Source organism: Halomonas sp. KM072 (genome assembly GCF_050710315.1).
GTDB classification, from domain to species: Bacteria; Pseudomonadota; Gammaproteobacteria; order Pseudomonadales; family Halomonadaceae; genus Vreelandella; species Vreelandella hamiltonii.
Window position 1 is genome coordinate 401,433 of the sequence record NZ_CP136132.1, and the last position, 22,681, is coordinate 424,113.

Sequence of the window (22,681 nt, forward strand, 5' to 3'; positions counted from 1 at the left end):
CAAGGATATGGGTTTATGCCGCTGGATGCCTGGATTGCCGTTGGGGTGGTGCTGACGATTTTCCCCCTCATGGCGCTGTCGCGCCTGGGCCCCGATATCATTCTATTGGGAGCCGTGGTGGTATTGATGACCCTGGGGGTCATCGACCCGCAGCAGGCGCTGGGAGGCTTCTCCAACAGCGGCCTGTTCACCGTGGCGTTCATGTACGTGCTGGTGGCCAGCATCCGTGAAACCGGCGGCATCGATTTGATCATTCGCTATGTGCTGGGCCGCCCGAGCACCGAGCGGGGCGCCCTGACCCGGCTGCTGCTGCCGGTGGCGTCGCTGAGCGGCTTTCTCAACAATACCCCGGTGGTGGCCACCTATATCCCTGCGGTGATGAGCTGGAGCCGCCGTTTGAAGTTGTCTCCCCAGCGGCTGCTGATGCCGCTGAGCTTTGCCTCCATTCTGGGCGGGACCATCACGCTGATCGGTACCAGCACCAATCTGGTGGTGCATGGGCTGCTGGTGGAGCGCTACCCGGAGCTGGCCATGGGGCTGTTCGACCTGGCCTGGGTTGGCCTGCCGGTGGCTCTGGCCGGGCTTGCGTACCTGATCGTGCTGGGCCCGCGCATCCTGCCTGCCCGTAAAGGCGTCGCCAATGCCTTTGCCAACCCCAGAGAATTTACCATCGAGATGGAGGTGGACCCCACTGGCGTGCTGGTGAACCGCACCGTGGAGGAGGCGGGGCTGCGGCATCTTCAGGAGCTGTTTCTGGTCGAGATCGAGCGTGACGGTAACGTGGTCAGCGTGGTGGGGCCGGGCGAGCAGCTCAAGGGCGGTGACCGGCTGGTGTTCGTGGGCACTTCGGCGGCGGCCGTGGAGCTGCAGCAGATCCGGGGGCTGATTCCCTCCCGGGATGGCGCTTCCAGCCTGGAGAAGGAGTTCAAGGAACGACGTTTGGTAGAAGCCGTGGTCTCCAGTCAGTGCCAGTTCATTGGCCAGCGCATTCGCGACGGACGCTTTCGAACTCTGTACGGGGCGGCGGTGCTGGCGATTTGTCGCGGCGGTGAGCGGGTGACCGGCAACCTCGGGCAGGTACGCCTGCAGCCAGCGGACGTGCTGCTGCTCGAGGCTCGCCCGCCGTTCATCGAGCGCCATCGCCAGTCCAAGGATTTCCTGCTGATCAGTGAACTCAACGGTGCGGCCAGGCCGGTGCATGAAAAGGCGCCGCTGGCTTGGGCGATCCTGCTGGGGGCGGTGATGCTGGCGACCTTTGGCGTGCTCAGCATGCTCAATGCTGCCATGCTGGGCGCTGCCATGGTGCTGCTGACCGGTTGCTGCACGGTAGGCGCAGCCAAACGGGGTCTGGATACTCAGGTTCTGCTGACCATTGCGGCCTCGTTCGGCGTGGGGGCTGCGCTGCAAACCTCTGGAGCAGCCGACGTGATGGCGGGCGGTATTCTCTCTCTGGTGGCAGGTAATCCCTGGCTACTGCTGTTGGGCACCTACTGCGTGGTGGCGCTGCTCACCGAGATGGTGACCAATAACGCGGCGGCGGTGATCATCTTTCCGGTGGTGATGGCGGCGGCCGAAAGCCTGGGCGTCAATCCCATGCCCTACGTGGTGGCCGTCATGTTTGCTGCGTCGGCCAGTTTCCTGACCCCCATTGGCTACCAGACCAATCTGATGGTGCATGGCCCAGGGGGGTATCGGCTGGGGGACTTTCTGCGCGTAGGAGGTGGCTTGAACCTGCTGACCGGGGCCATTGCGGTGACGTTGATTCCGTGGGTGTGGCCGTTTTAAGTGGGGAAGGACTCGCCCAACGCGTCGCTTTACGCTAGGGTGGCGCTTTTGACAGCCACCAAGGAATGCGACATGACAGCTCCAGGCGAACTGATTATCGAGCCGCAACATGGTCAACCCGCCGATGCGTGCGTGTTCATCATTCATGGACTCGGTGCCGACGGGCACGATTTCGAGCCGCTGGTGCCTGCGCTGGCCTTGCCGGAAAGCGCCCATGTGCGCTTCATCATGCCCCATGCGCCGCGCCTGCCGGTGACCATCAATGGGGGCATGGTAATGCCTGCCTGGTATGACATCCTGGCCATGGACCTGGGGCGCCGGGTCGACGAAGTGCAGCTGAAAACCTCTGCTGCGCGCATTCAGGCGCTGATTCAGGAGCAGATCGATCAAGGCATCGATAGCCAGCGCATCATCGTGGCAGGGTTCTCTCAGGGCGGCGCGGTGGCTTATCAGGCGGCTCTCTCGTTCCCCCAGCCGCTGGGCGGGTTGCTGGCGATGTCGACCTACTTTGCCACCGCCGACAGCATTGAACTTGCCGAGGCCAACCGCCATATCCCCCTTGAGGTGCATCATGGTAACTTTGACCCCATCGTGCCGGAAACGCTTGGCCGCTCTGGCGCCGAGCGCCTCAAGGCGCTCGGTTACTCGGTGAACTATCGTCAATATCCCATGGCCCACGCGCTCTGCCCGCAGCAGGTCAACGATATCGGCAGGTGGTTGAGCGAACGGCTCGCGTAGTACGGCCTCCTTTTTCGCTGGCCAATGCACAGGATAGGCGGAGGCACTTCATGATGTCGGTGGATATATTGGAAGCTGGGCTGGCGCTTTGCCTGGTGGCAGTGGCGCTTGCCTGCCTGTTGGACCGCCATCTGCGGCGGACCTGTCGGTTGTTTTTGCTGTTCACGCTGCTGATGAGCCTGGCCTGGTGGCAGTGGCAGGCGCCCTGGTTGGGGCTGATGGAGCTGGTGCTGGGGGGCGTGCTCACCGGCGGCAGCTTCTTCTATGCCTTGAAGGCATTTCCCTCGGCTCACCCAGAGGCTGCCCACTACGACCGAGTGCAGCACGGGGCCGGGCATGTCATCAGTCGTGGGCTGCTGGCGCTGGCGTGGAGCGTGATGATCGGCGCCGCGCTGCGCTACCTCTTGCCCGACATGGCCTACTCGTTGAGCGAACACCCCTTGATGCTGGCGGCGGTGGTCATGGTCTCGGCGGCCATGGGGGCTTTTGCACTGCATCGACACTGGCTGCGTCGGCTAATGGCCTTCAACGTGCTGGGGTCGGGTGTGTTTCTGCTGTTGGCAGGCATGGCGGGCCCCTTGCCCAATGCCCAGGCGCTGATTGGCGTGGGCTTGCTGATTGCCTGGCTGGGCACCCTGCTGGGCGTGCTGTTGATACGACATCTGCTGCAGCTGGAAGGGGTGTCGGCCCTGGTCGATGAGCAGCCAGCCCCCCTGGCCCCCCGTGAGGCTTCACAATGAGCTGGCGTTTTGGCTTGCATGACAGCACTTTCGAGCCGTTGTGGTCGACCCACTGGGCGCTGCTGGTCGTTCTGCTGCTACCTGCCCTGATAGGCCTGCTGGGGGCCTGGTTGCGTCCCGCGCGCATGGTGCCCGTCCTGCTGGCCTGTACGCCGGTGCTGGTAGCAGGCCTGTGGATGGTCATGGATGCCCAGCAGGCGGGCGTGTTGCGCTGGCAGTGGCAGCTGGCAGGGGTGGATCTGGCGCTGCGCTTCAGTGGCGTGAGCGGCTTCATGCTGCTGATTACCCAGTGGGTCGCGTTGGCCGCTGCGCTGTATACCCCTGGGCACTTGGCGCTTTCCCAGGCTGGCCCTCAGGGGCGCTGGCTGTGGCTGCTCATGGGCGTTCTGGTGAGCGCGCTGTCGTTGATCTGGATGGCGGCCGATTTGCTGACGCTCTACGCCGCCTTGGAGCTAATGGGGCTGGCCGCCGTCGGCATGCTGTTGCTGTCGGGCAAGGGCAGTGCGCTCAAGGCCGGTATGCGCTACCTGCTGCTGGCGTTGGTGGGGTCGTTGGCGTTCCTGCTGGGCATTGCCCTGCTGCTGGGGTACTGGGGGGAACTGACGCTGATGGGCCTGGCCCAGGTGGTCGAGCCAGGCCCGGTGAGCTGGATTGCGGCGGCGCTGATAGGCGCGGGGCTGGCGCTGAAGGCGGCGCTGTTTCCGCTGCATGGCTGGCTGACCCCGGTGCACGAAAACGCCTGGACGCCAGTGAGCGCCCTGCACGCGGCGCTGGTCATCAAGGCCTCGCTGTTCATTCTGCTGATGGTGTGGAGCGTGCTGCTGCCCGATACCTGGCTGGCCCCGCAGCTGGTGGGCTGGCTGGGAATGGCGGCCATCCTGTGGGGCGGGCTGGTGGCATGGCGGGCAGTATCGCTGAAAACCCTGATCGCCTCGTCCACGGTGGGCCAGCTGGGTTATTTGATGGTGGCATTTCCGCTACTGCTGGGGCCGCAAGCCTCGCCACTGCCCCAGGCGCTGGCCTGGGAGGGTTTCTGGCTACAGCTGATGGGGCACTCGCTGGCCAAGGCGGCGATGTTTCTGGCGGCCGGCAATCTGCTGCTGGCCACCGGCAAGAGTGCTCTGCAAGCGCTGGCGGGCACCAGCCGCCGACTGCCGCTCTCACTGCTGACTTTCGGCATCGCCTCCATCACGCTGATGGGCCTGCCACCCAGCAGCGGTTTCACGGCCAAGTGGCTGCTGCTGCAGGCCATGGTGCTCACTCAGCAGTGGCTTGCCGTTGCAGCATTACTGGCGGGAACGCTGCTGACCGCGGCCTACGTGTTCAGGGTCTTCCGCTACTCGTTCGATGAAACCGCACCGCGCCATGACTACCAGCCATTGGCGCCGGGCATGGATGCGGTGGCACTGGCGCTTGCCCTGGCCGCGCTGCTGCTGGGTCTGTTGGCCCACTTGCCGTTGGCCCTGCTACAAGGAGGTGGCGCATGAACGCAGCCTGGTTACCGCTGACCACACTGGCGACGTCCATGCTGGCCGCCGTGGCCATTTTTGCGCTACCTGAAGAGGCGCGGCGCTGGCGTACCGGCATCAATCTGCTGGCGGCGGTCAGCAAGCTCGTGCTGGTCGTGCTGATGGTCGGGCGCGTGGCGGAAGGCTACGAGGACACCTTCAGCTTCCAGATTGTCGAGGGCGTCGATTTCGTACTGCGCGCCGATGCGCTGGGCGTGATGTTCGCCGGGCTCTCATCGCTGCTCTGGCTGTGCACCACTGTGTACGCCATTGGCTACCTGGAGCATGCGGCCAACCGCAAGCGCTTCTTTGGCTTTTTCAGCCTCTGCGTGGCCAGCACGCTGGGCATTGCGCTCTCCGGCAACCTGTTTACCTTCCTGATTTTTTACGAAATGCTGACGCTTTCGACCTACCCGCTGGTAGTGCATTCGGGCACGGCCAAGGCGCTGGCGGCAGGGCGCGTGTATTTGCGTTACACCCTGACCGGCGGGGTCGTGCTGCTATTGGGGGTCGTGCTGCTGTATAGCCTGACAGGCGACCACTCCTTTGCCTCCGAGCGGGGTCTGTCGCCTTACCTGGCCGACCACCGTGGCCTGCTGACGCTGATTTTCGTGCTGCTGGTCGGCGGCCTGGCGGTCAAGGCGGCCATGGTGCCGCTGCATGGCTGGCTGCCCAGAGCCATGGTGGCGCCTGCTCCGGTGAGTGCGCTGTTGCATGCCGTGGCGGTGGTCAAGGCGGGGGCCTTCGGCATTCTCCGCGTGATCTATGACCTCTACGGGATCGAGCTGAGCGTCGAACTGGGGGTGACCACGGCCTTGGCCATCGCGGCCTCCATCACCATCATCTACGGCTCGCTGAGGGCCATCGCCCAGCAGGAACTCAAGCCACGGCTGGCCTTCTCGACCATCAGTCAGGTGTCGTATGTGATTCTGGGGGTCAGCCTGCTTGGGCCTTTCGGCACCATCGGTGCGCTCGCCCATCTGCTCCACCAGGGGCTGATGAAGGTCACGCTGTTTTTCTGCGCGGGCAACTACGCCGAAGAGCTGGGCATCCATCGCATCGATGAGATGGATGGTGCTGGCAAACGCATGCCGCTGACCAGTCTGGCCTTTACCGTGGGGGCGCTGGGCATGATCGGGCTGCCGCCCATCGCGGGGTTCATCACCAAGTGGTACCTGGGCATTGGTGCCATTCAGGCCGAGATGTATTGGGTGGTGGCGGTGCTGGTGGCCAGCAGCACGCTGAACGCCATTTACTTTCTGCCTATCCTGCATCGGCTCTGGTTCCGGCAGGGGCCCGATCACGGGGTGGGTGCGTGGCCCAACGAGCAGCGTCTGGGGCGCCTGGAAACCCATGGCTGGCTGTTGTGGCCAGCCGTGTTTACCGCGCTGGCCAGCCTGGGGGCCGGGCTGCTGGCAGGCTTGCCGTTTAGCCCCCTGGACTGGGCAACGCGGGTGGCGGTAGGGGAGTATCTACCATGATGACGACACTGCTGCTGGCCGTGGCCTTGCTCTGGCCGCTGTGCGTGGCTGCCGGGGCGGTATGGCATGCCTACCGCACCCCGCCAGCGCAGCGGCGCTACTGTTCGTGGCTGTGGGTCAGCGCCGCCTGGCCTGCGTTACTGCTGGCTTATATGGGTGAAGGCCGTTGGGTGCTGGAAGCCTGGATGCTGGGGGGCTGGTGGGAGCTGAATGCGCTGAGCCGCCCCTGGCTGGCCTTCAGCGCGCTGCTATGGAGCCTGGCAGCGCTGCATGCCCGGGGCTACTTTGCCGCCGAGGAAGCCTTGGCTCGGGGGGGCGATGACGACGCCCAGCGGCGCTTGCAGCGGTTGACGCTGTTGTGGCCCCTGGCCCTGCTGGGCAATGTCCTGCTGATCCTTGCCCAGGACATTGCCAGTTTTTACCTGGGCTTTGCGCTCATGACCTTTGCCGCCTACGCGCTGGTGGTGCATAGCGGCAGCGCCGAGGCGCGGCTGGGGGCTCGGGCCTACCTGATTCTCGCCGTGCTGGGCGAAGGGCTGATTCTGGGGGGGCTGCTATGGGCGGCTGGCTCCATCGACACCTTGACCCTGGAGGGCGTTCGCGAGGCCATTGCCCGCTCGGAGCACGGTGCCTGGATGGCACTGCTGCTATGGCTGGGGTTTGGCGTCAAGGCCGGGGTGGTGGGGCTGCATGTGTGGCTTCCGCTGGCCCACCCGGTCGCCCCTGCGCCTGCCAGCGCGGTGCTCAGCGGTGCCATGATCAAGGCCGGGCTATTGGGCTGGCTGAACGTGCTGCCCCTGGGGGAGTCGGGCCTGGCGCCTGAATTGGTACTGCTGGGCCAGGCCATGATGGCGCTGGGGCTGGCCGCTGCGTTCGGGGCTGCCCTGTATGGTGTGTGGCAGCGTCACCCCAAGGCCGTACTGGCCTATTCGAGTATCAGCCAGATGGGCATGCTGACGGCGCTGGTAGGCACCGGGTTGACGGTGCCTCAGGCGTGGCTACTGCTGCTGCCCGGACTGGTGCTGTTTGCGGCCCATCATGCGCTGGCCAAAGGGGCGCTGTTCATGGGAACCAGCATCAGCGAACACATGCCCCGCTGGCGTGTACCGCTGCTGTTTGCGCTGATGGCGCTGCCGGGCGTATCGCTGACAGGTGCCCTGGCAGCCGGGCTGGTCAGCAAGTGGGGAGTCAAATCGGTGCTTTACGATGCCCAACTGACCACGCTGGTGCTATTGCTGACCTGGGCAGCCGTGGGCACCTCGCTGCTGGTGAGCGTGTGCCTGTGGCGGCAGTGGCAGCTGCGCAAGAGCGGTGGCAGCCACCCCATGCAGTGGGGCGCCTGGTTGGCCGCCGTGGTGGCCGCGCTGGCCACCCCGCTGTGGCTGCCGCTGTACGGTGCCGAGGTGCCGCCGTTGGCCGAGTGGGCCGGTATCGTCTGGCCTTTCCCGGTGGGTCTGTTGGCGTTGGTGGTAGCGCTTTCCCTGCGCCAGCGTGTGAAAGTTTCTCCACCGCCAGCGGGCGATCTATGGTGGCTGTACGCGCCGCTGGCAGGCTATGCCCTGCAGGGCTGTCAGCGCTTCAGTGATGCGCTGGGGCGCGTCAAAGCTGCGTCGGTGGCGCACAGCCTGGCTTTCGAGCGAACGGTCATGCAACTGCTCAGGCACAGCCTGCGTGCAGAGCCCTGGCTGCGCCAGCACGGCAGCGGGCTGATGATGGCCATGGCCGTGCTGCTGGCGCTACTGTTGATGTGGGAGGGACGGGCATGAGCAAGCCACAGGCGGGGTCGCAAGCGTACCAGGCAGACCGAGGGCGCCAGGCCGTGACGCCGGATGACATACCCCGGCTAGGCTGGCTGGATATCGGCTGGCGCGTGTTGAGGGCGGCCCGCCGAGACCGGGTGACCATGTACGCTGCCTGCGTGGCGTTCTACGCCTTGCTGGCGCTGTTCCCCACCATAGCCGCCGTGATTTCCATCTGGGGGCTGCTGTTCGACCCGGTAGAAGCAGGGCGCCAGCTTTATGAAATCAGCCGTTTCATGCCGTCCGATGCGGCCAACCTGATCGATCAGCAGGCCCAGGACGTGGTGGAAAGTGCCCAGCGTGGCAACGTCATGGCCGCCCTGGCTGGGTTGATGGTGGCCATGTACATCGCTTCCAAAGGGGTGTCGGCGCTGGTGGTGGGCCTCAACGTGGTTTACGGCGAGCGTGAGAAGCGGCCCGCACTGTTGCGCCTGGTCGTGCTGGTGGCGCTGACGTTCGGGCTCATCGGCATGACCCTGGTGTCGCTGGGGTTCATTGCCGTGGTGCCCATGCTGGTGGAATGGCTGATGGTGGAGCCTCCCTTTGACAAGCTGTTGCAGTGGCTGCGCTGGCCAGCGCTGCTGGTGCTGATGAGCCTGCTGATTGCGCTGTTGTATCGCTTTGCACCGTACCGCCGAGCGGCCAAGTGGCGCTGGCTGAGCTACGGCACGCTGCTGGCCACCGCCACCTGGCTGCTGGGGTCTGGGGGGGTGTCGCTTTACGTGCGCTACTTCTCCTCTTTCAGCGAGCTTTACGGTTCACTGGGCGCCGTGGTGGCGCTGATGCTGTGGTTCTGGATGTCGGCTTTCGTGGTGCTGCTGGGGGCCGAAATCAACTGTGAAATGGAGCGCCAGACCTACCAGGACACCACCACCGGCGAGCCGCGCCCGCTGGGTGACAGAGACGCCTTTGCCGCGGATACGGTGGGCGTGAAGACCCCTTGGCAGGATCGCGACTCGCAGGATTGAGCAGCGGCGACCGCCCAGCCAGGCTGTGCGGTCGTGGGTTGGATGGTAGGACGACGACGTCAGTGGCTGTTCAAAGCAGTTCCTCTGCTGCCAGTGCCAGCCGTGAGCGCTCGACGCTTTTCAGCGTTATGTGACCTGCATGGGGCCAATCCCGGAACCGCTCCACCACGGCGGCCATGCCGCAGGTGTTGGCGGTCAGATAAGGAGTGTCGATCTGCCCCACGTTGCCGAGGCAGACGATCTTGGTGTTGCGTCCTGCCCGTGTCACCAGCGACTTGAGCTGTTTGGGCGTGAAGTTTTGCGCCTCGTCGATGATCAGAAACGTATCGTTGAGCGTGCGCCCGCGCATGAAGCTGGGCGAGCGGATCTGCACCCGCGAGCCGATCAACTGCCGCGTGGCACCGTTGTCCCAGCTCGACTCTCCCTCTTCGTTGCGTAGCAGGTTATCCATGTTGTCATGGAAGGCCCCCATCCACGGTGACATCTTTTCCTCTTCCGTGCCCGGCAGAAAGCCGATGTCTTCGCCCATGGGAATGGGGGCTCGAGTGAACACGATGCGTTCGAAGCGTTTGCTGTCCAGGGTCTGCTGAAACGCGGCGGCCAGGGTCATGAAGGTTTTACCGGTGCCCGCATTACCGGCAATGGTCACCAGGTCGATCTCGGGGTCCATGAGCAGGTTCAGGGTAAAGTTCTGGCGGCTGTCATGGGCGTGTACCCCCCAGACGCCCGCGTGGTGGCGGTAGTTGGTAAGCAGCTGCAAGCGGGCAGAGGAGGGCGATAGCTCCCGAACGATGGCTTCGAATTCCGCGCCGTTTTCGCTATCCGACACCAGCATGCCGACATGCCAGTCCCTGGGCATGGTGCCGCAGAGCTGGTAGAAAGTGTGGTGCGCGACGCGCTCGACATTGACCTCCACGTTGAGACTTTCCCAAAGCGAGGCACCGCCCAGGCCCGCGGCCTCGTACACCTTGGCCCCTTCGATCATCGCATCGCTGTCGGAGAAGGCGCGGTCGTTGAGGTAGTCCTCGACGGGCACTTTCAGCGCGGCAGCCTTGACGCGAAGATTGATGTCCTTGGTGATCAGAATCACCGAGGCATCCGGGCGCTCGTCACGCAGGCGGCAGGTCTCTGCCAGGATGCGGTTGTCGGGACTGTCATCCAGCGCGTCGAACGGCTTCAGGTCGTTGTAGCACAAAAAGTGCAGCCGACCGGACTCCCCGCTGATACGTGGAATGGGGATGCCTTTCTGGATTTCATCGAAGGTGACCTGATTGGTCAGGTCGGACAGGGTGCGGCTGATCTGGCGAGCGGTGCGGGCAATTTCACGGATGCCGTTCTTGTGCTTGTCCAGCTCTTCAAGCACGGTCATGGGGATGACCACATCGTGCTCATCGAAATGATAGAGCGCGGCGGGGTCGTGAATCAGGACGTTGGTATCCAGCACATACAGCCTGGTGGCTTTCTTATCGAGTCGTACCATCGCGGAAACTACTCCTTGGTTGACGGCAATACCGACACTGGCAGATGCTCTTTACGCTTGGATGACACTTACCTGTGCCGCTTCGCTAGCGTGTCCTGCTCCTCCTTGTTAAGTACTTGCTTATAGCGTGGAAGGCTTTGGCCATTTTCGCTACCGCGATATTTCAACGTAGTCATTGATCCCTGTGGTGATGACGTTCGAGGCCTAGCGAGTCGCGCTCAGAAAACGCGTAACGCTGGTCAATAGCGCGGTGGCTACCACGCCAAGGCTTTCGCCCTCCACGTAGCGGTAGTAGTGGCTCTCCAGCGCCAGGTCATGATTGAGCGCGCAGAGCTGGCCGTTGGCCAATGCTCCTTTGACCAGCGGGTAGGGCAGGAGTGCCCAGCCGGTGCCGTTGATCGCCGCATCACGGATCACCTCGAACATCGTCAACCCCAGGTAGTTGGTCGAAAACAGCGCTTCGCTGACCAGCCTGTCGCCCTGGTCGAAGGTCAGGCACACCTGCGTGTACTGGGCCAGATCATCTCGGGTGACGCTGGGCAGGCGGCTGAGCGGGTGATCGGGAGCGGCCACCAGGCTCATGCTGACCGGTGCCAGATGATTGGCCTTCACCGTGGTGCCCTCGGCGGTATACAGGCCGAAAGCGATGTCCACGGTTTGACGCACCACGAACTGTGGGTGCTCTTGCGGGGGCAGCAAGTACACCGAAATGGCGGTCAGCGGGTAGCGCTGCTTCAGTTCGTGCATGACCTGACGCCAGAAGGCTTCTGGCAGCGCATCGTCGCGGGCAATGCACAGTTGGCTCTCGACGCCTTGCAAATGCTGCTGGCAATGCTTCTTGATCCGGCTGGCACTGGTCAGCAGGCGGTAGCAGTCCGGCAACACGCTTTCGCCCACCGCCGTGAGCTGCAGGCTGTTGCCCGAGCGTTCGAACAGCGCCACCCCCAGGCTATCTTCCAGTGCGTTCACGGCCGCACTGAGCGTGCTGCGTTTCATGCCGGTATGCCGAGCCGCCGCCGCAAAGGAGCCGTGTTCGGTCACTTCGATAAATGCTTCCACCTGTTCTGCGCGCATGATGTTGCCTTCCTGGGTGCCAATAATATTGGCGCTGAGCGATTGGTTTAACGTGGCAGGTCTCCCTATGATACCTCGCGCTATACCTACTTTTCATGGAGCAATTCGCGTGACCCCCTTCATCGCAGAGCGCCGTGCGCTCAGATTTTCCGCCATTTCTGCCAGTCTGTTCGCGTTTACCGGCCTGGCGATCGGCTTGGCCAGTGGCTCGATCACGATACTCTTCGACAGCGGCTATTCGCTATTAAGTTTAGTGCTGGCCTCGCTGTCGCTGTTTGCCCTTCAGCAGGCGCGCAAGCCCGCTGATGATCACTACCCCTTTGGGCGGTTGACGGTAGAGCCGTTGGCAGTGCTGCTCAAAGGCGTGGTGATTGCCCTGGTCTGCCTGTTTTCGCTGGTCTCGGCGCTGTGGAGCCTGGCTCAGGGAGGCCGCCTGGTGACCCTGGACCTGGCTCTGATCTTTGGTGTGGTCAACGTCACGGGGTGTCTGGTGACGTGGTGGTGGCTGGCGCGTCATGCGCGGGTTGCCAAGTCTTCGCTATTGAATGCCGAGCTTCGTCAGTGGCAGATGGATACCTGGCTGAGTGCCGCCGTGATGCTGGGGTTCGTGCTGACCTGGGGGCTGACGTTGACGCCCTGGGCGCATCTGGCACGGTTCGCCGACCCGGTCATGGTGCTGATTATCGCGGGCTATTTCTTGCCAATGCCGATTCGCATGGTCAAGGATGCCTTGCGTGAACTGATGTTCGGTGAGCCCGTGGGCAGCGTTCGTCAGGAAGTGATTCAGGAAGTGGCGGATTTCGATATTGCCGACGACGATGTGCGCCTGGCCCAGGTGGGCAGTTTCCTGATGGTGGATATCCAACTGGACAAGCAGCAGATCGATGACGCCGAAGAGATCGTGGAAAGCGTCGAGCAGCACTGCAAGCAGCGTAATTTGCGCCCGGTCATGAGCATTACACTGGCGACTTCCAAAGCGTTGACACGCTATTAAGTTTGGCAGTAGACGATGAGATGTCCACCGCCACGTTCAACTCACGAGACCTCCATGACCCCGGCCATCAATAGTGCACGGCAAGCAGGCATTGCCTTTCAGGTACACGACTATCCACATGAGGCAGCGGCTACGTCCTATGGCCTGGAAGCCGCCGAAAAGCTGGGTGTTTCACCGGCACAAGTGTTCAAGACGCTGGTGGTCAGCCTGGATGGCAAGCAGCTGGCCGTGGGGATCGTACCGGTCGATTGCCAGCTGGGGCTGAAGCAGATTGCCAAGGCCGCAGGGGCCAAGAAGGCGGCGATGGCAGCGCCTGAAGCAGTAGAGCGCAGCACCGGTTACGTGCTGGGCGGCGTCAGCCCGCTGGGCCAGAAAAAGCGTTTGCCCACCTTCATCGATGCCTCTGCAAAGGCGTGGCCCACGCTGTATGTCAGTGCCGGGCGCCGTGGGCTGGAGATCGAGCTCTCCCCCGATGACCTGGCCGCCTTGAGCCAGGGGCAATTCGCGGCGCTCTCCGCCTGACGCCATGCCAAGGGCGGCCCGCTCCCAGTCAGGCAGGGCAGGGAGCTTTCTGGTATGGTGCTTCACATTATCGAATTGCTGGGCCTCATGCCCCTTCAGGAATTTCTTGTGTCAGATACCTCTTTTGCATCTCTTGCGCTGTCGCCTGCGCTGCTTGCCACGCTGGACTCCCTTGGCTATCACCAGATGACGCCGGTTCAAGCGCAGAGCCTGCCGCCCATGCTGGCGGGCCGCGACGTGATGGCCCAGGCCAAGACCGGCTCGGGCAAGACCGCCGCGTTTGGCCTGGCGTTGCTCTCTCAGCTCCGGGTGGAAGCGTTCAGCGTGCAAGGGCTGGTGCTGTGCCCGACCCGGGAGCTGGCAGACCAGGTAGCCGAAGAGCTGCGCCGTCTGGCGCGCGGCATGGCCAACGTGAAAGTGCTGACACTGTGTGGCGGCGCGGCCTTTGGCCCGCAATTGGCCTCCCTGGAGCACGGTGCGCATATCGTGGTGGGCACGCCGGGGCGCATTGACGAGCATTTGCGCAGAGGCTCGCTGACGCTGGGGTCACTGACGACCCTGGTGCTGGACGAAGCCGACCGCATGCTCGATATGGGCTTTCAAGCCACCATCGACGACATCATTGCCGACACGCCTGCCGACCGCCAGACACTGCTGTTCAGCGCCACCTTCCCGGACGAGCAGTCGACCGAAGGCTTGGCCATCATGACACGGGGTGTCATGCGCGACCCGGTCAGCGTCAAGGTGGAAGAGACCCACGATGCCACCACCATCGAGCAGCATTTCTACGCCGTGGCCAACGACGACGCACGCTTTGCGGCGCTGAAACAGCTGCTGCTGGCCACCCGCCCTACTACCAGCGTGGTGTTCTGCAACACCAAGCGCGAAACCCAGGCGGTGGCCGACAGTCTGGTCGATGCGGGTTTCAGTGCGGTGGCCCTGCACGGCGACCTGGAGCAGAAGGATCGTGATCGGCTGCTGGTGCTGTTCGCCAACCAGAGTGCGTCGATTCTGGTTGCTACGGACGTGGCCGCCCGTGGGCTGGACATCGCCCAGCTGGATGCCGTCTTCAACTACCAGATCGCCCGCGAGCTGGAGGTTCATGTACACCGGGTCGGGCGCACCGGGCGTGCCGGTGCCAGCGGTATCGCCTGCACGCTGGTGACCCCGCAGGAGCAGTATCGCCTCGAACGCCTTGCGGAGCTGCTGGGCGAGCCGCTGTCCCCCGAGCCGCTGCCCAAGGCGTCCGACAGCACTCCGTTCGAGCCACCCATGGCCACACTACAGCTGGCAGGTGGCAAGAAAGATAAGCTGCGCCCAGGCGACATTCTGGGCGCCTTGACCAGCGAAGGCGGCCTGCGGGGTGATCAGGTGGGCAAGATCAAGGTACTGGCCCGCAGCGCTTACGTAGCGGTGGAGCGCGGTGCCGTTCAACGCGCCCAGGCCAAGCTGGAGCGGGATAAACTCAAGGGGCGTGCTTTCCGAGTGCGCCGCATTCGTCACTAACAGGATCAGCGCAGCAAGCCATGAAAACACCCAAACGATTACAGCCCCTGGTCGACGATGGCCTGATCGATGAGGTGCTGATGCAGTTGATGAGCGGCAAGGAAGCGCAGGTGTACGTCGTACGTTGTGGTGACGAGAGGCGCTGTGCCAAGGTCTTCAAGGAGGCCAAGCAGCGCAGCTTCAAGCAGGCGGTGCAGTATCAGGAAGGGCGCAAGGAGCGCAACAGCCGCCGCGCGCGGGCCATGGCCAAGAAGACCCGCTACGGCCAGAAAGAGCAGGAGCAGGCGTGGCTCTCCGCCGAGGTGGACGCGCTGTATCGGCTGGCCGCTGCCGACGTGCGCGTTCCCAAGCCCTATGGCTTCGTGGATGGCGTGCTGCTGATGGAGATGATCAGCGATGCGGCGGGCGATGTGGCCCCGCGCCTTGACGATGTCACCCTGACCCACGAGCAGGCGCTGCGCTATCACGCCAAAGTGATCCAGGACGTGGTGCGTATGCTGTGTGCCGGTCTCATCCACGGCGATTTATCCGAGTTCAACGTGCTGGTGGATGCCGACGGCCCGGTCATCATCGACCTGCCCCAGGCGGTGGATGCCGCAGGTAACAACAGCGCCGCCGCCATGCTCGAGCGCGACGTCAACAACATGCGCGCCTATTTTGGCCGCTTTGCCCCGGAGCTGCTGGACACCCACTACGGCAAGGAGATGTGGGCGCTCTATGAGTCCGGCGAGCTGCACCCCGAAAGCCAGCTGACCGGCCACTTCGAGTTCGACAGCCACATTGCCAACGTGGCAGAGCTGATGGAAGTCATCGACGACGCCAAGGAAGAGGAAGCCGAACGCCTGGCGCGCCTGCGCGGCGATGACGACGAAGACTAGCCGCCGATATCGTGTACACTAGGCTATCCATTAGCAGAGTAACGACATGCGCGGGTGTCGGCGGCCGGTCGCCAGTGCTTGAGTAGGTCACGTTTCAGGGAGGGGCGCGTGAAGGGAAGTCGTTTCAGTGCAGCCAGTGCCAGAGCGCTGGCCTTGTCGCTGGGTGTCGGCGCCCTGGGCGGCCTGCTGTTTCAACTGCTGAACCTTCCCCTGGCCTGGATGCTGGGCCCGCTGGTGGCCAATCTGCTGGCCTCTGCCAAGGGCGCCAGCGTTGCAGTGCCCGAGCCGCTGCGCAACGTGTTTCTGGCCGTCATGGGGCTGGTGCTGGGCAGCCAGGTAACGCCGGAGCTGGCACATCGTGTGCTGGACTGGCCGCTGTCGGCGGCGCTGCTGCTGCTCGGGGTGGCCGCCTCCACCGCGGTGGCCTCGGCCTGGTACCGGCGCTGCGGGTTCGACCCGGTGAGCGCCTGGTTTGGTGCCGCCCCCGGCGCGATGACGGCGATGATTCTGCTGGGCGAAAAGTGTGGTGGTGACCCTCAGCGCATCGCCGTAGCCCAGTCGCTGCGCATTATTCTGGTCATTCTCTTCCTGCCACCGCTGTTCTGGGCCTTTGAAGGGGGCGAGGGCTCGTTGGGGCCAGCCGCTTCGTCGCTGGAACACGGCTGGATGTTGCTGACCATTCCCCTGCTGATACCGCTGGGCCGCTGGCTGCGCATTCCCAGCTCGGCGCTGCTGACCCCCTTGCTCATGGCGGCCCTGCTGTCGGGGCTTGACCTGGCCAGCCTGGCGCTGCCCCAGTGGGGCATGAACCTGATGCTGTGGGTGCTGGGCAGTGCCATTGGCTCGCGTTTCCAGGGCATGACCCGCAGGTTGCTGGGCCGCTACCTGTGGCAATCGGGCGTGGCGACCCTGCTGGCCCTGATGGCCCTGGCGGTATTCGCCGAACTCATTCATCGCACCGTAGGGGTGGGCCGAGATGTGGCGCTGCTGGCGCTGGCCCCTGGCGGCATCGGTGAAATGGCGATTCTGGCCGTTGCCCTGGATATCGACCCGGTCTTCGTGGCATTTCATCACCTGCTGCGCATGATTACCCTGATGGTGTTCGCGCCGTTCTGGGCGCGCTGGCTGCTGAGCCGCCGCCGAGCGCACTGACAGACGCCATTCGGCTCTCTTCAGAGGCTTCTTCGTCAAGGACTTCCCATGTTGTCACGCCTGCTGTTGCCGCTGTTCCAGTTTTTTGAACGCCGCGTAAACCCCTACCCGGAAGGTGAGGTGTCGACGCCTCCCAAAGGGTTGCTGCCGTTTATCTGGCACTTTTCGCGGCCAGTCTGGCCCTGGCTGCTGCTGATGTCGCTGATGACTGCCGTGGTGTCCGCCGCCGAGGTGATGTTCTTCAGCTACATGGGCGAGCTGGTGGATTGGCTGGGCCGGGTCGAGCGGGCCGACTTCTGGGCGCAGCACGGGCTGTGGCTGGCGGGCGTCGGGCTGGCGGTAGTGGTCGGGCTGCCCCTGCTGGTACTGGGCCAGTCGCTGATCACCCACCAGAGCATTTTTGGCAACTACCCGATGATTGGCCGCTGGCTCTCGCATCGCCATATGCTCAGCCAGAGCCTGGCGTTCTATCAGGACGAGTTTGCCGGGCGCGTGTCGCAGAAAGTGATGCAAACGGCGCTGGCCGTGCGGGAGACCGTCACCAAGGTCATGGACCTGATGGTCTACGCCATCGTCTACTTTACCGGCGCGGCGATTCTGCTGGGGCGGGCCGACCCCTGGCTGCTGCTGCCGCTGGGTGTCTGGCTGGTGGGCTATCTGGGCATCATGCGCTACTTCGTGCCCCGGCTGCGGGACGTTTCCATGGCCCAGGCGGATGCCCGTGCGCAGATGACCGGCCGGGTCGTCGATAGTTATAGCAACATTCAGACCATCAAGCTGTTTGCCGACACCCAGCGCGAAGAGCGCTACGCCAAGGATGCCATGGAAGGCTTCATGATCACCGTACACCGTCAGATGCGGCTGGTCACGGTGATGAGTGTCTGCTTGACGCTGCTCAATACGCTGCTGCTGGTCGGCACCGCCGGCATGGCCATTGCGGCCTGGTTCATGGAAGCGATTTCGCTGGGGGTATTGGCCATTGCCATTGCGCTGGTGATGCGTATCCGCTTCATGTCGGACTGGATTCTCTGGGAGGTCGCCGGGCTGTTCGAGAATATCGGCACGGTACAGGATGGCATGAACACCATCGCCCAGCAGCCGACGGTCAAGGATGCCCCCGACGCCAAGGCGCTGAGCGTGCCCAAAGGCGAAATCGTCTTCGATGCCCTGCGCTTTCAGTATGCCCAGGCCAAGGGGCAGAGCCGACACGTGTTCGACGGGCTGAGCCTGACCATTCGACCCGGCGAGAAGATCGGCCTGATTGGCCGCTCTGGGGCGGGTAAGTCGACCCTGGCGAACCTGCTGCTGCGTTTTTACGACCTGCAGGGGGGGCGCATTCTGATCGACGGCCAGAACATTGCCGAGGTCACCCAAACGTCGCTGCGCCACCAGATCGGCATGGTCACCCAGGACACGTCGCTGCTGCACCGCTCGCTGCGCGACAACATTCGCTACGGCAGCCCCCAGGCCAGCGACGACGATGTGTGGCAGGCGGTGTGCCGCGCCCATGCCGATACGTTCGTTCATGATCTGGTCGACCCGCAGGGGCGCCGGGGCCTGGATGCCCATGTGGGCGAGCGGGGCGTCAAGCTCTCCGGGGGCCAGCGTCAGCGCATCGCCATTGCTCGGGTACTGCTCAAGAATGCGCCTATTCTGGTGCTGGACGAAGCCACCTCGGCGCTGGACTCCGAAGTGGAGGCCGCTATTCAGGAGCAGCTGGATGCCCTGATGGAAGGCAAGACCGTCATCGCCATTGCCCATCGGCTTTCGACCATTGCCATGCTGGATCGCTTGATCGTGGTGGATGAAGGCCGCCTGGTAGAAAGCGGCACCCATCAGGAGCTGCTGGCCCGCAACGGTATTTACGCCGGCCTGTGGCAGCGCCAGTCGGGCGGTTTTTTGGGCAATGACCTTGATTCTGAACAGGCGACCCCCATGTAGCCGTAGAGAGTCGATACTAGACCGGTCGCCTATTTTTGGCGCATGCAAAGGAGACAGTGATGCAAGCCATACAGCTACGTGCCCCCGGTGGGCTGGACCACCTCGATGTCGTCGACCTCGCTGCTCCCGGCGAGCCCGGCCCCGGCGAGATCAAGGTGCGCCTGCACGCCAGCTCGCTGAACTTCCATGACTATGCCGTGGTGGCGGGAATGATCCCTGCCGCTGATGGCCGTATCCCCATGTCGGATGGGGCCGGGGTCGTGGAGGCCGTGGGCGAGGGAGTAGAGGAGTTTGCCGTCGGTGATGCAGTAGTCTCGACGTTTTTCCCCGATTGGCTGGAAGGGCCCGCTCGGGTAGGCGATTTTGCCACCACACCCGGCGACGGCGTCGATGGCTATGCCCGTGAGCAGGTGGTGCGCCCGGCCAACTGGTTCACTCACCAGCCGAAGGATTACAGCCATGCCGAGTCCGCCACGCTGACCACGGCGGGTTTGACCGCCTGGCGTTCACTGGTGGTAGACGGCGGGCTGAAAGCGGGCGATAGCGTGCTGGTGCTGGGCACCGGTGGCGTCTCCATCTTTGCTCTGCAGTTTGCCAGGCTGATGGGCGCCCGGGTCATCGCTACCTCGTCGTCCGATGCCAAGCTGGAGCGCCTGCGTGAACTGGGCGCCGAGCACACCATCAACTACCGTGACACGCCGGAGTGGGGCAAGCGCGTGCTGGAGTTGACCCATGGTGAAGGGGTCGATCACGTGGTGGAAGTTGGTGGGCCGGGCACCTTGCCGCAATCCATCGACGCCGTGAAAATCGGCGGGCACATTTCGCTGATCGGCGTGCTGACCGGCCGTGAAGGCGAGGTGCCCACGGCAAAGCTGATGGCCAAGCAGGCACGTTTGCAGGGGCTGATCGTTGGCAGCCGCCGCCATCAGATGGAGATGATCAAGGCGATCGAGGCAGCCAATCTGAAGCCGGTGATCGACCGGGAGTTTGCGCTGGCCGATATCGCGGATGCGTTTCGTCATCAGGAGTCTGGCAAGCACTTCGGTAAAATCTGCCTCAGCTATTGATCGGGAGACCGTTTGATCGAAGGTAAATTGATCGAACCCGAGCAGATAGCGATAAGCACAACGCCCGCCATGATGGCGGGCGTTGTGTTGCATGACAGCGAAAAGGGAATGATGCTGAACAGGCTTGCTACGCCTTGCGGCTGAACACCACGCCCTTGACCTCCAGCTCCCAGATATCATCGTAGTGCACGGTAACACCGTTCATGTCACCGGGGTCGCCGGTACTGTTCTTGATGATGGTCTCCGGGATCACTTTGACCCCCGTCATACCCACATGCTGTATGCGCGCGCTGAACCGATTACCGTCCTGTTCGATCAGCACCCGCTCCCCAGCAATGCACTTCGCAAGCTTCTCGTGTAGCTCTTCCCTGGTGACGTCAACCACGCTCATCGTTGCCTCCTGCGCATCGCTCATCAATGGATTGGCCTTATCCTAACGACTTTATTTTAGACGATAAGTTCGGCTATCACTGGAAGCCTTTCAAACACCGCAGCATACCCAGGCCAGCCAGTGGCAGCGCAGTTGGCGCGTGGCCACTGCCTGGATGCTGGGAAACCGTGCCGACAGGCGTCAGGCGGCACTGGAGAGCGAGCTGCGCGCCTTGCCGGAAGTGAAACTCGCCCACTGGGCGCCTCCGGTGGATTGGACGCCTGCCGCGATGAGCTTGCATCGAGCGCTGGCCGCCTATCAAGAGGCACCGCTGGTGCTGTTCGTGTCGCCTCCCCACGGTGGGCATGCGGATATCGTTGGCCACTGGGCGGGCCAGCGCGGCATCGAGTGCCTGGAGGTGCCTACCTTTGCCGAGCGCATGGCTGGAGAGCTGGCGTGGGTAACGGCGGCTGGGGCAGGGCGTGTTGGGGTGTGATAGCTGGAGCTACGCCTTTCTGAAGCAGGCCGTCGGGCTGGAAGGAGTTCCCGTGTTGACGCTGCAAGGGCTAGAAGGCGCACAGCTGGCGGACTATTTTTCCCAAGCCGCAGGCACTGCTGGCCCTGGCCAGAGGGGAAGCCGTCGCGGCACTGGGCCGCTCTCAGGAAAACCCCTATCTTTACCGATACACCGAGCGTTGGCTGTTCGAACGTGGCGTCACGCCGCTATCGCCCATCAAGGACATGATTGGCAGCCAGGCCACCAAAGGCATGCACGTGCTGGCGCGCTTTGCGCCGCATAGCGTGGCGTGCGGTCAGTGGCAGAGCGAGCAGGGGGAGCTGACTGTCGTGGAGGGGTATCCATCCCCCGCCAACAGGACATGCACGATGCATGGCAGTGCGCGTTGCTGGCCTGGGCTCTGGAGCATGCGCCCCAGCAGGTTGCCTGGCCGCCAGCGGAGATGCCGACGGCCGAAGGGTGGATTTTCGTTCCTGGTGATGCGCTGAAGGGCTAGCCGCTCAGGCGTTCTCTTCCGGCAGTTCGGCGCTGTGGAAGACGTTCTGCACGTCGTCCAGCTCGTTGAGCATGTTCAGCAGCTTTTCGAACATGGCGACGTCGTCACCTTCCACTGGCGTGGTGTTCTGCGGCAGGAACTGGATTTCATCCACTTCGAAGTCGATCTCGCCAAAGGCGTCCAGCAGTGCCTGCTTGGCCTTGGCGTAGTCGGTGTGGGGGGCAAATACCGTGATGCGACCATCTTCCTGCTCGATGTCGGTGACGTCCACGTCGGCTTCCATCAACGCTTCCAGCACGGCTTCTTCATCGCCACCGGTAAACGAGAAGATCGCGCAGTGATCGAACATGTGGCTCACACTGCCCGGCGTGCCGATCTTGCTCTTGGTCTTGGTAAAGCAGCCGCGCACATCGCCAAAGGTGCGGTTGGGGTTGTCGGTGAGGCAGTCGACGATGACCATGGCATTGCCGGGGCCGAAGCCCTCGTAACGAGCGGACGAGAAGTCCTCGCCTCCGGCACCGCTGGCCTTGTCGAGGGCCTTGTCGATGACGTGGGACGGCACCTGGTCTTTCTTGGCACGCTCCATCAGACCGCGCAGCGCAAGGTTGCCATTGGGGTCGGTGCCCCCTGCCTTGGCGCAGACGTAGATTTCACGCCCGTACTTGCTGTACACCTTGGTTTTCGCAGCGGCCGTCTTGGCCATGGATTCCTTACGGTTCTGAAACGCCCTACCCATATTGAAGTCCTTTATTAACCATGAACTGCCTGCACGGCAGGCGTCATTGATCGGCGTTGCCGAACGTTCTGAAAAAGGAAAATTTTACCCAACAGCGTACCATGCTAACAGCGTTATTTAAGGCCGTATTCAAGGCCGGGGGAGGATTCCACGATGCGCGGCCCAGGCAGCCACCCGCCTGCGCTTGAGCTGGCGTATACTGGTGCGCTGATCAACCGCTGGACTCATGGAGAAACGCATGCCGCTGACGCTCTGGTTATCGCTGGCCGCCATCTGTGCCATGGGGGCCATGTCCCCGGGGCCTAGCCTCGCGCTGGTACTGCGCCACACCCTGGGGGGCGGGCGGCTGCCCGGCGTGACCGCGGCGGTGTTCCATGCCCTGGGCGTGGGTTTTTATGCCCTGTTGACCGTGCTGGGGCTGGGCGCGCTGGTGGTACGCCATCCCGAGGTCTTTCAGCTGATCACCTGGGGTGGGGCCGCCTACCTGGCGTGGCTGGGGGTCAAGGCCTTGCGGGCCGGGCGCGCCAGCTCGCTGGCAGCCAATGCGGTGGTCACCACGCCAGGCCAGGCGGCCCGAGAAGCGGTGCTGGTGGCCCTGGGCAATCCCAAGCTGATCATCTTTTTCGTGGCCCTGCTCAGTCAGTTCGTGACGCCGGACATGAGCCCGTTGGCCAAGGGCATCATCGTGGCCACGGCGATGGTCATCGATGGCGGCTGGTACGTGCTGGTGGCCGTGGGGCTGTCGCACTCGCGGGTGCTGCCCTGGCTGCAGCGCCACGCCCACTGGGTCAACCGTGTTACCGGTGTGCTGCTGATCGCGCTGGCGCTGAGGGTCGTGGCGGGGCCACTGTTATAAGCAGCCATGGTGGAAAATTCGCGCAGGCGTGAGCCGCCGGGCTGGTGCTGGCAGGCCGCCTCGTGGCAAGGTA

At 63.5% G+C, this 22,681-nt stretch carries 21 protein-coding genes; 17 read left to right on the forward strand and 4 right to left on the reverse strand.

Features of this window, described 5'->3' with window-relative positions:
• Window positions 1-15: 15 nt before the first annotated feature.
• The 7 genes from RVM26_RS01905 (at window position 16) to RVM26_RS01935 (ending at window position 9,019) form a co-directional block, all read left to right on the forward strand.
• Complete coding sequence (locus tag RVM26_RS01905) at window positions 16-1,785, forward strand: SLC13 family permease (protein WP_287806355.1); 1,770 nt, start codon at window positions 16-18, stop codon at window positions 1,783-1,785.
• Between the two features lie 72 nt (window positions 1,786-1,857).
• On the forward strand, window positions 1,858-2,523 hold the full coding sequence (locus RVM26_RS01910; protein ID WP_039175719.1) for an alpha/beta hydrolase: 666 nt from the start codon (window positions 1,858-1,860) through the stop codon (window positions 2,521-2,523).
• 50 nt (window positions 2,524-2,573) lie between these two features.
• Window positions 2,574-3,263 carry a hypothetical protein gene (locus RVM26_RS01915; protein ID WP_498940479.1) on the forward strand — a complete coding sequence of 230 codons (690 nt, stop codon included), beginning with the start codon at window positions 2,574-2,576 and terminating at the stop codon, window positions 3,261-3,263.
• Window positions 3,260-4,750, forward strand: a complete 1,491-nt coding sequence (locus RVM26_RS01920) for a complex I subunit 5 family protein (protein WP_498940481.1) — start codon at window positions 3,260-3,262, stop codon at window positions 4,748-4,750. The genes RVM26_RS01915 and RVM26_RS01920 overlap by 4 nt, the downstream gene beginning before the upstream one ends.
• A complete protein-coding gene (locus RVM26_RS01925) occupies window positions 4,747-6,252 on the forward strand; it encodes a complex I subunit 5 family protein (RefSeq protein ID WP_498940483.1) in 1,506 nt (501 codons plus the stop codon). Before RVM26_RS01920 ends, RVM26_RS01925 begins: the two co-directional genes overlap by 4 nt.
• A complete protein-coding gene (locus tag RVM26_RS01930) occupies window positions 6,249-8,018 on the forward strand; it encodes a proton-conducting transporter transmembrane domain-containing protein (RefSeq protein WP_498940485.1) in 1,770 nt (589 codons plus the stop codon). Before RVM26_RS01925 ends, RVM26_RS01930 begins: the two co-directional genes overlap by 4 nt.
• Window positions 8,015-9,019 (forward strand): YihY/virulence factor BrkB family protein, encoded by a 1,005-nt coding sequence (locus tag RVM26_RS01935; protein ID WP_287806368.1) that lies wholly within the window; start codon window positions 8,015-8,017, stop codon window positions 9,017-9,019. The genes RVM26_RS01930 and RVM26_RS01935 overlap by 4 nt, the downstream gene beginning before the upstream one ends.
• Window positions 9,020-9,089: 70 nt before the next feature.
• Here RVM26_RS01935 and RVM26_RS01940 read toward each other — a convergent pair whose 3' ends face one another.
• Both RVM26_RS01940 and RVM26_RS01945 read right to left on the reverse strand, forming a co-directional pair.
• A complete protein-coding gene (locus RVM26_RS01940; RefSeq protein WP_287806371.1) occupies window positions 9,090-10,499 on the reverse strand; it encodes a PhoH family protein in 1,410 nt (469 codons plus the stop codon).
• A gap of 204 nt (window positions 10,500-10,703) precedes the next feature.
• A complete protein-coding gene (locus RVM26_RS01945) occupies window positions 10,704-11,573 on the reverse strand; it encodes a LysR family transcriptional regulator (RefSeq protein WP_189462632.1) in 870 nt (289 codons plus the stop codon).
• 109 nt (window positions 11,574-11,682) lie between these two features.
• Here RVM26_RS01945 and RVM26_RS01950 point away from each other — a divergent pair, with 109 nt between their 5' ends.
• The 8 genes from RVM26_RS01950 (at window position 11,683) to RVM26_RS01985 (ending at window position 19,777) form a co-directional block, all read left to right on the forward strand.
• Entirely contained in the window at window positions 11,683-12,567 is an 885-nt protein-coding gene (locus RVM26_RS01950; RefSeq protein ID WP_287806373.1) for a cation diffusion facilitator family transporter, read from the forward strand.
• A gap of 54 nt (window positions 12,568-12,621) precedes the next feature.
• Complete coding sequence (ybaK, locus tag RVM26_RS01955) at window positions 12,622-13,089, forward strand: aminoacyl-tRNA deacylase (RefSeq protein ID WP_498940489.1); 468 nt, start codon at window positions 12,622-12,624, stop codon at window positions 13,087-13,089.
• 108 nt (window positions 13,090-13,197) lie between these two features.
• Window positions 13,198-14,595 (forward strand): ATP-dependent RNA helicase, encoded by a 1,398-nt coding sequence (dbpA, locus tag RVM26_RS01960; RefSeq protein ID WP_498940490.1) that lies wholly within the window; start codon window positions 13,198-13,200, stop codon window positions 14,593-14,595.
• Window positions 14,596-14,615: 20 nt separating this feature from the next.
• The gene (locus RVM26_RS01965; RefSeq protein ID WP_287806382.1) at window positions 14,616-15,473 is read left to right on the forward strand and encodes a PA4780 family RIO1-like protein kinase; all 858 of its coding nucleotides are present in this window, start codon (window positions 14,616-14,618) and stop codon (window positions 15,471-15,473) included.
• A gap of 108 nt (window positions 15,474-15,581) precedes the next feature.
• Window positions 15,582-16,625, forward strand: coding sequence for an AbrB family transcriptional regulator (locus tag RVM26_RS01970; RefSeq protein WP_287806385.1), 1,044 nt, complete (start codon window positions 15,582-15,584; stop codon window positions 16,623-16,625).
• 48 nt (window positions 16,626-16,673) lie between these two features.
• The gene (locus RVM26_RS01975) at window positions 16,674-18,566 is read left to right on the forward strand and encodes an ABC transporter ATP-binding protein (protein ID WP_498940493.1); all 1,893 of its coding nucleotides are present in this window, start codon (window positions 16,674-16,676) and stop codon (window positions 18,564-18,566) included.
• 59 nt (window positions 18,567-18,625) lie between these two features.
• Window positions 18,626-19,633, forward strand: a complete 1,008-nt coding sequence (locus RVM26_RS01980; RefSeq protein WP_287806391.1) for a zinc-dependent alcohol dehydrogenase family protein — start codon at window positions 18,626-18,628, stop codon at window positions 19,631-19,633.
• Window positions 19,634-19,645: 12 nt separating this feature from the next.
• Entirely contained in the window at window positions 19,646-19,777 is a 132-nt protein-coding gene (locus RVM26_RS01985; protein WP_287806394.1) for a hypothetical protein, read from the forward strand.
• On the opposite strand, the gene RVM26_RS01990 is transcribed toward RVM26_RS01985, so the two are convergent.
• The gene (locus tag RVM26_RS01990) at window positions 19,761-20,024 is read right to left on the reverse strand and encodes a hypothetical protein (protein WP_287806397.1); all 264 of its coding nucleotides are present in this window, start codon (window positions 20,022-20,024) and stop codon (window positions 19,761-19,763) included. The genes RVM26_RS01985 and RVM26_RS01990 overlap by 17 nt on opposite strands.
• Before the next feature lie 139 nt (window positions 20,025-20,163).
• Here RVM26_RS01990 and RVM26_RS01995 point away from each other — a divergent pair, with 139 nt between their 5' ends.
• Entirely contained in the window at window positions 20,164-20,499 is a 336-nt protein-coding gene (locus tag RVM26_RS01995) for a hypothetical protein (protein WP_287806399.1), read from the forward strand.
• Between the two features lie 521 nt (window positions 20,500-21,020).
• On the opposite strand, the gene RVM26_RS02000 is transcribed toward RVM26_RS01995, so the two are convergent.
• On the reverse strand, window positions 21,021-21,752 hold the full coding sequence (locus RVM26_RS02000) for a YebC/PmpR family DNA-binding transcriptional regulator (protein ID WP_287806405.1): 732 nt from the start codon (window positions 21,750-21,752) through the stop codon (window positions 21,021-21,023).
• Between the two features lie 238 nt (window positions 21,753-21,990).
• Here RVM26_RS02000 and RVM26_RS02005 point away from each other — a divergent pair, with 238 nt between their 5' ends.
• Complete coding sequence (locus RVM26_RS02005) at window positions 21,991-22,608, forward strand: LysE family translocator (protein ID WP_096921310.1); 618 nt, start codon at window positions 21,991-21,993, stop codon at window positions 22,606-22,608.
• The last annotated feature ends 73 nt before the right edge of the window (window positions 22,609-22,681 follow it).